The 243-nt window shown below is 70.4% G+C and carries 1 protein-coding gene; it reads right to left on the bottom strand.

Annotated elements, in window-relative coordinates; all coding sequences use genetic code 11:
- On the bottom strand, positions 1-243 hold a 243-nt coding region (locus ABZ914_RS02865; RefSeq protein WP_500191217.1), incomplete at both ends, for a hypothetical protein.

The following is a 243-nucleotide window of genomic DNA, read 5'->3' on the forward strand; positions in this document are numbered from 1 at the left end:
GTGGGTTGTCGAGGGTGGCGTGTGTGGCGGGGTCACGGGCCACCAGCGCGGCCACCTGGTCCGTGGCCCCGATCTCTTGTAGTCGGCTCAGCAGGTCGGTGACGGCGTATGGGTCGTCGAGGGTGGCGTGTGTGGCGGCTCGGTCGGCCAGCGCGGCCACCTGGTCCGTGGCCCCGATCTCTTGTAGTCGGCTCAGCAGGTCGGTGACGGCGTATGGGTCGTCGAGGGTGGCGTGTGTGGCGG

The sequence above is a fragment of the Spirillospora sp. NPDC046719 genome (assembly GCF_040645715.1).
In the GTDB taxonomy this organism is placed as follows: Bacteria; Actinomycetota; Actinomycetes; order Streptosporangiales; family Streptosporangiaceae; genus Spirillospora.